A 6157-nucleotide genomic window follows, 5' to 3' on the forward strand; every position below is an offset into this window, starting at 1 on the left:
GCGAAGCGGAAATACCCTAATTAAAAATCCAGGGAGCAAGATGCTCCCACTCCAGTCATATCAAAGAATTCGAGGAGTGCGGGCATCTTGCCCGCTTCTTAACCAATTTTCATGTCCGCTTGCGGAAACCGGACTTGATATCAGATGAAACAGCCAACTAAACACCTTGCATAATGCCCAGGAGCATCCGCAATAAACTGTCTAAATCTGCGGGAACACGATAAAGATTAATATCCGCATGAATACACTTTTGCTCCCGTTGCAAAACAGCAAACTTCCAAATATCCCCCGTCGCCACCGCACCATACAGGAGAGGAACCTCTAGATTTGTCCAGCTATCCATGGCAATCAGTTCTACCGCCAACTGAGTCATTCCTCTAGGCATATCTGCATTTTTCGCTTCCACCACCAATAAGTTCGTCCGAGAGATTAGCAAATAGTCAAGCGTTCCTTTCAAAAAGTTATTCACCATCACCGGATACTCGATTTTTAACTTCGATCCAGATAAACGGCAAACCTCTAGTAAGGTTGGCGCAATCAATACCTCTCGGCGGGCGATTTCACTCGTCAGATCCACGCAGAGCAAATCTTGCTGCAATCTTTCTTTCAATGCTTTACAGTCTAAATGGCCAGCAAATTCGGGAAGTGCAAGGGCAGCCTTCTCTAAACCAAAACCCAGCTCTGCCAGAATATCTTCAGGGTCAAAGGTCAGTTCAGCATATCGGCTAAAGGTGTAACTTTCTTCTAGATTGAGAATCGGAGGTCTAGTCATCTTCGGTTTATCCTAACTTAAGAACGTAAAATTGTGGCGATCGCCTCTTCCAAATCTGTCTTCGATAAACTCGTCACAATAAACACCTCCTGCACCGTCTTCCCCTGGCGAGCAATCAACTTAAACCCGCCCCGAATCGGAACCGAAACCTTCAACTTCATATGGGGTATATGGCTTTTCACCCGACCAATCACCCCTGGAGTCACCGTAGACACCCCCTCATAGGTCGTTAACTCCTCCAAAATCGGGATCAACCCCTCCAAATGAGTCGAATGATTCCACACCAAACGGCCCGAAGATTCACCAGACTTCGAGGGAGCCTCAGAGCATTCTGACTTCTTTTTCTTCTTCTTACCCACGCTCCTTGCTCCCCATCCCTCAAGCCTTTTCCAGGGGAGCCATCGTTAAACCTGCCCGGCTTAACTGCTGATGATATAATTCAGCCGCCTCTTGGGGGCCAACCCAAACCGTAGCTTGTCCCTCATAGTGAACTTGATTCGTCAACTCCCAAGCCAAATCACTCGTCATCCCCGGAATATACTTCACCAGACAATCATGGACATGCTGAAATGTATTCTCATCATCATTGAGGACAATGACCTTGTAATTCGGATAAGGCTTACGGATAGTCTGGCCTGACTTTTCAGGAGCCTGGGTGGGAGCGACTGCCATATTGCGAATCATAGGCGAAAGTACCGGATTCATAGACCGTAATTGCCAACTTATCGACAGAGGAGATTAAAACTTATTTTACTATTCTATTTTATTATAGCCATTATAGGGTCAGCAGGGCAAGAGTTGCACAAGTGAATCTGATTACCCCCATTCCCTAATTCCCCATTGCCTAATTTATGATATTAGAAGTTATTCAATCTAATCCGATGACACAACTACTCTACAAGCCTACTCACAACAAACTGCCCTTGCAACTGTGGCAATCCTCTAGTTGGGACAACTATCAAACCTGGAGGGACAGCGATCGCCCAGAACGAATTAAGTTATACTACTACCAAAATAAACTCTTAGTCGAAATGGGTTCAGAAGGAATTAATCACTCTAGCATCGGCGATCTATTCACCATGCTCTTTCTGCTCTGGTTCAATCAGAAGCAACAACAAACCTTTAGCTCTTTTGGCGGCTGCTTGCTCGAAAAAGCCAACCAAAGCTCGGCTGCCCCCGATCTAGTTCTCTATATTGGCGAAAATTATCCCACTTGGCATCCTGGTGAAAGACGCTATATTGACTTAGATCGCTGGCGAGTTCCCGATTTAGTCGGCGAGATTTCAGATACCACCCTGTCGAGTGATTTAGATGAGAAAAAGCATTTATATGCCTCTTTAGGCATTCCTGAATATTGGGTGATTGATGTCATTGGGCGACGAGTATTTGCCTTTCAGTTACAAGACAACAACCAATATAAAGAATGCGATCGCTCTCAAGCATTATCCGGCTTACCCATCGATCTTTTGGAAAAGGGACTGAGCCGTTTACAAGAAGCCAGTAATGGAGCCGTTGCGTCTTGGTTTTCCGAGCAAATTCAATCCCTGGATACTAGCAACCATTCATGATATAAACTTCTCCCTCCCCTATCGCACCAACTGCCCACCAACCCCATTACTCGACCTATCATGAAACCCCATTCTTTCCTCATCAGTTTATTAACCATAATGGCTATTATTTTAGGTGTGCTATCCTTTCCCAGTTTCGGTCAGTCAGAGTCACCTGAACCCCTTAAGCCAGATGTTCATTCTCCTGATGTGCAAATGTTATATCAAGAAGTACGTCAGCTTAATCAACAAATTCGCCAGCTAGAATCCCAGGTCAGATCCTTAGAATCTAAAGTTCGCTCCTTAGAATTTTCCATTCGTTAATCAAGAATTCGTATAACTATCGATCAATTTAATAATTCCTTGATCGTCAAACTCTTGGAGTTTCTTCATAATTTGCTGACAAAATCCCCGATAAGCCTTATTCTTCTCTTGAATCGCTGTAACCTCCATTTCAATGCCTTCAATATCTCCAATTTTCGCCACCTGCATAATTCTTTCTAGGGCTTCTAGAGGGGGAACATCTTGAATTTCGCAATTATCCACACTTTCTAGGGTAGAGGTAGAAGGAGCTAAAGCGCGAGTTTGCCAATCTAAATGGAGATACTTTTTCAACAAACCAAACAATATCTGAAAATCAATTGGCTTGGTAAGAAAATCATCACATCCGGCTTCGATACTGGCCGCTTGATCTTGGGTTAACACACTCGCACTAGAAGCAATGACTGTCACCCTTTCAAACTCAGGTTGGGCACGAAGTCTACGGGTCATTTCAAAGCCATCTAAAATGGGCATGACTAAATCAGTTATAATCAAATCGGGGCTAAATTCCTGAGCTTGAGCTAATCCCATTTCTCCATTGGCCGCTTCACGACAATCAAAATTCAGAGAGAGCAAAACTTCTCGTAACATTTGCCGATTCACTTCCTTATCATCAACAATCAAGATTTTCCGTCGGTGGCCAAGATAACCGATAATTTCATTCTGTTCTTCATGCAGAATAGTTCCCCAAGATTCTGCCGTAGGTAGCTCTAAGTCAAACCAAAATTGACTCCCTTCACCTAAAGAACTGGTGACTTGAATTTCACTGCCCATTAAGCGCACAATTTGCTGACTAATGGCTAAACCGAGTCCGGTTCCTTGGGCTTGTTGACTTTTTGCGCCGACTTGTTCAAAGGGTAAGAATATTTTTTCGAGTTGCTCTGCATTCATGCCCACTCCAGTATCTTGAATGGTAAACCGCAACCAAAGGTGATGGTCTGAAGTTTTGGGGAGGTCTTCAAGGGGTTCAACCTTTAAGATTACTCGCCCTTCATGGGTAAATTTAATAGCATTGCCTAAGAGATTTAAGAGGACTTGGCGCAAGCGTTTATCATCGGCAATAATGGCTTTGGGTAAGCCTGGGTTTTCACTATATTCAAATTGAATTCCTTTGTTATCTGCCCGGACTCTAGACATTTCGGAAATGCCGGAAAGAAAGGCGGGAAAATGAAATTCTTGGGGAATGAGGTCAAGTTTGCGGGCTTCGATTTTAGCTAAGTCGAGGATATCGTTGATCAGGTTGAGGAGATGAGTACCACATTGGTCGATAATTTTCACGCCGTGACGTTGGCTATTGAGATCTGGACTGCGTTCCATGATTTGGGTATAGCCGAGAATGCCGTTGAGGGGGGTTCGTAATTCGTGGCTCATGTTGGCCAGAAATTCACTTTTGGCGTGGTTGGCTTCATCGGCAGTGAGGCGAGCTTGTTTGAGTTCTTGGGTATAGATGCTGATGCGCTCGACGAGTTGGTTGAAGGCTTTGGCAAGGGTGGCTACTTCGTCATGGGTGGTGACGGGGCAACGGAGGTTAAAGTTGGAGTCTTGGGTAATTTGGGTGGCGACTTGTTCGAGGGACTGGAGGGGACGGGCGATCGCCGAACTGGTGAGGAAAACCAGTAAACTAGAGAGCAGTAGAGAACTGAGAATACTGGCAACAATGATCCACCGACGCAGAGACTCCGCTTCTATCCGTTCTGTTTCTGCATTGTGATATTGATTATCAATGACTTCTTCAATCCAAACCAGGTTTTCCAGTAACCGGTCAAATTCGATCGCAATTTGTGTTGCGTCTCTGGAAGTGAGAGTATTGATAATCGTTTGTCGTGCGGGTTCAATTTCGTCAGCCCTTAGATTCGGTGGGTCAATTTCTCCCCAGAGTTTGAGGATCAGATCTCGATACTCTTTCGTTACTCGACGATATCCTGCTAGAGTTTCTTTGAGTTTAGGCAGATCGACATCAGAAGCATAAGCATAGTTGCTCAAAAAATCTTCAAACTCTTCGATCGCTTCTTTTACCTGATCGATATCACTCAGAAACTTCTCGGATTCATAGCTAAACCAGATGGTATCGCCGAGGATGGCGATCAGTCTCTGGGGATGTAAGCGGATGGCAATGACGGCGTTTTCTTGATCTTTGAGGAGGAGTTGTTGGCGGGAGGCGATCGCCAATTCATCGATCGCTCTATGCTGATAATAATCTCCAATGAACAGGCCGGCTAAGGAACCACAAATAGCTATCCCCAAGGAAACTCCATAGCCGATCGCAATTTTTTGACCAATGCTCAGATGATTGATCGGCCCCATCACCCGATCCCGGAAGGATGAGTTCGTCCACCATTGGTTCAATTGGTTAATCATCGCCCAATTTCGAGGGTTACCCCTACGAGTGTACTCCAATCTTCCAGGATCAAAAACCATCTCTGAGGTTACAGAAAATTTCCTTCTCCGATCGCCCGATAGACATTGCGGATCATATCGTAATCTCGATCTTCTACAGAAATTAATGTTGATTCTTTATACTTGCTGTTGGCTGGAGTAGAGGCTAAGGCACTAATCACCGCTTGTTGATCTCCTAGAAGGCGATCGCGCCAATTCTCTAGTTCTTCGGCTTTAGTCCGACTATTAACAATTAACACATCACTGGGCAGAGCTGGCCCTTTTTGGAGCAGCCGAAACTCATCGGCAGAAACCCCTTCTTCTTGCAAGAATACTTCATAATCAATAATCGGCCCCGCCCAAGCGTCCACTTCCCCATTTTTCAGCGCCGCTAAAGACCCTTCTCGACCTAACATTTTCACCTGATAATCCGTTTTCGGGTCGAGTCCAGCACTCACAAACATCTCCGTGGGCCCTAAATGGCCGCTAGTGGAACCCACTTTGATCATGGCAATCGTTTTGCCTTTGAGGTCAGCGATCGATTGCACTGGAGATCCCGGAGGAAGGGCGATCGCCGCATGATAATTGGGTCGGGTAATCGCAATCACAGGAATGGCATTCGTGCGAGCGCGAATTAACACATATTCCGAAGGCCCCACAACAGATAAATCCACTGTTCCCGCTTGCAACGCCGAAGCCACTTCAGTATAACTATCAACGGGATAAAATTCTACTGAACGCCCCAAACTCTCCTCTAGGGCCATCCGAAAGGGTTCATAGTCTCTTTCGAGGTCTTCGAGTCCTTGAACATCACTAATGGCTAATTTTAAGGGCGCTACAGAGGTCTCTTCACTAGGGGTGGTATTTGATGATATCGAGTCTGGAGTCTGGTTTGCTGCACAACTGGCCAACAGTCCGAGGGAGAAGGCAAGGAAATAGCGTCTTTTCATCGGAAAATGTGGGTGGAAACCCCGTCCTTTTAGGACGGCTTTACATTGACACTTATATTACTTTTCGCTATAATAAGTATATCACAGCGAAAACCATCTTATGTACCTGACTCAAAAGAACCAAATCCGCAATCTTAATAAGGCTGAGTTTTTGGCTCTCCGTGAGCTTTGCCGTCTCAGTAAAAACCTCT

Annotated in this window: 7 protein-coding genes and 1 pseudogene; 3 read left to right on the top strand and 5 right to left on the bottom strand. The window is 45.3% G+C overall.

Annotated features, from left to right (window positions below; translation table 11 throughout):
- Nucleotides 1–157: 157 nt before the first annotated feature.
- From PMG71_RS14395 to clpS, 3 genes are all read right to left on the bottom strand, one after another.
- On the bottom strand, nt 158–772 hold the full coding sequence (locus PMG71_RS14395; RefSeq protein WP_283754395.1) for a hypothetical protein: 615 nt from the start codon (nt 770–772) through the stop codon (nt 158–160).
- Between the two features lie 17 nt (nt 773–789).
- Nucleotides 790–1059, bottom strand: coding sequence for a DUF2103 domain-containing protein (locus PMG71_RS14400; protein WP_347179293.1), 270 nt, complete (start codon nt 1057–1059; stop codon nt 790–792).
- 91 nt (nt 1060–1150) lie between these two features.
- Nucleotides 1151–1477, bottom strand: a complete 327-nt coding sequence (gene clpS / locus PMG71_RS14405) for an ATP-dependent Clp protease adapter ClpS (RefSeq protein WP_283754397.1) — start codon at nt 1475–1477, stop codon at nt 1151–1153.
- 176 nt (nt 1478–1653) lie between these two features.
- Between clpS and PMG71_RS14410 the strand changes: the two genes are divergently transcribed.
- Entirely contained in the window at nt 1654–2340 is a 687-nt protein-coding gene (locus PMG71_RS14410; protein ID WP_283754398.1) for a Uma2 family endonuclease, read from the top strand.
- 99 nt (nt 2341–2439) lie between these two features.
- Nucleotides 2440–2643 carry a hypothetical protein gene (locus PMG71_RS14415; protein WP_283754399.1) on the top strand — a complete coding sequence of 68 codons (204 nt, stop codon included), beginning with the start codon at nt 2440–2442 and terminating at the stop codon, nt 2641–2643.
- Here the strand turns inward: PMG71_RS14415 and PMG71_RS14420 are convergent, their stop codons facing one another.
- Together PMG71_RS14420 and PMG71_RS14425 are read right to left on the bottom strand one after the other, a co-directional pair.
- Nucleotides 2644–4998, bottom strand: coding sequence for an ATP-binding protein (locus tag PMG71_RS14420; RefSeq protein WP_283754400.1), 2355 nt, complete (start codon nt 4996–4998; stop codon nt 2644–2646).
- Nucleotides 4999–5066: 68 nt separating this feature from the next.
- The gene (locus PMG71_RS14425; RefSeq protein ID WP_283754401.1) at nt 5067–5966 is read right to left on the bottom strand and encodes a phosphate/phosphite/phosphonate ABC transporter substrate-binding protein; all 900 of its coding nucleotides are present in this window, start codon (nt 5964–5966) and stop codon (nt 5067–5069) included.
- A gap of 100 nt (nt 5967–6066) precedes the next feature.
- On the opposite strand from PMG71_RS14425, the pseudogene PMG71_RS23945 reads away from it, so the two are divergent.
- Nucleotides 6067–6157: pseudogene (locus PMG71_RS23945) on the top strand (RNA-guided endonuclease InsQ/TnpB family protein); the annotation flags it as partial.

Source organism: Roseofilum acuticapitatum BLCC-M154 (genome assembly GCF_030068475.1).
GTDB classification, from domain to species: Bacteria; Cyanobacteriota; Cyanobacteriia; order Cyanobacteriales; family Desertifilaceae; genus Roseofilum; species Roseofilum acuticapitatum.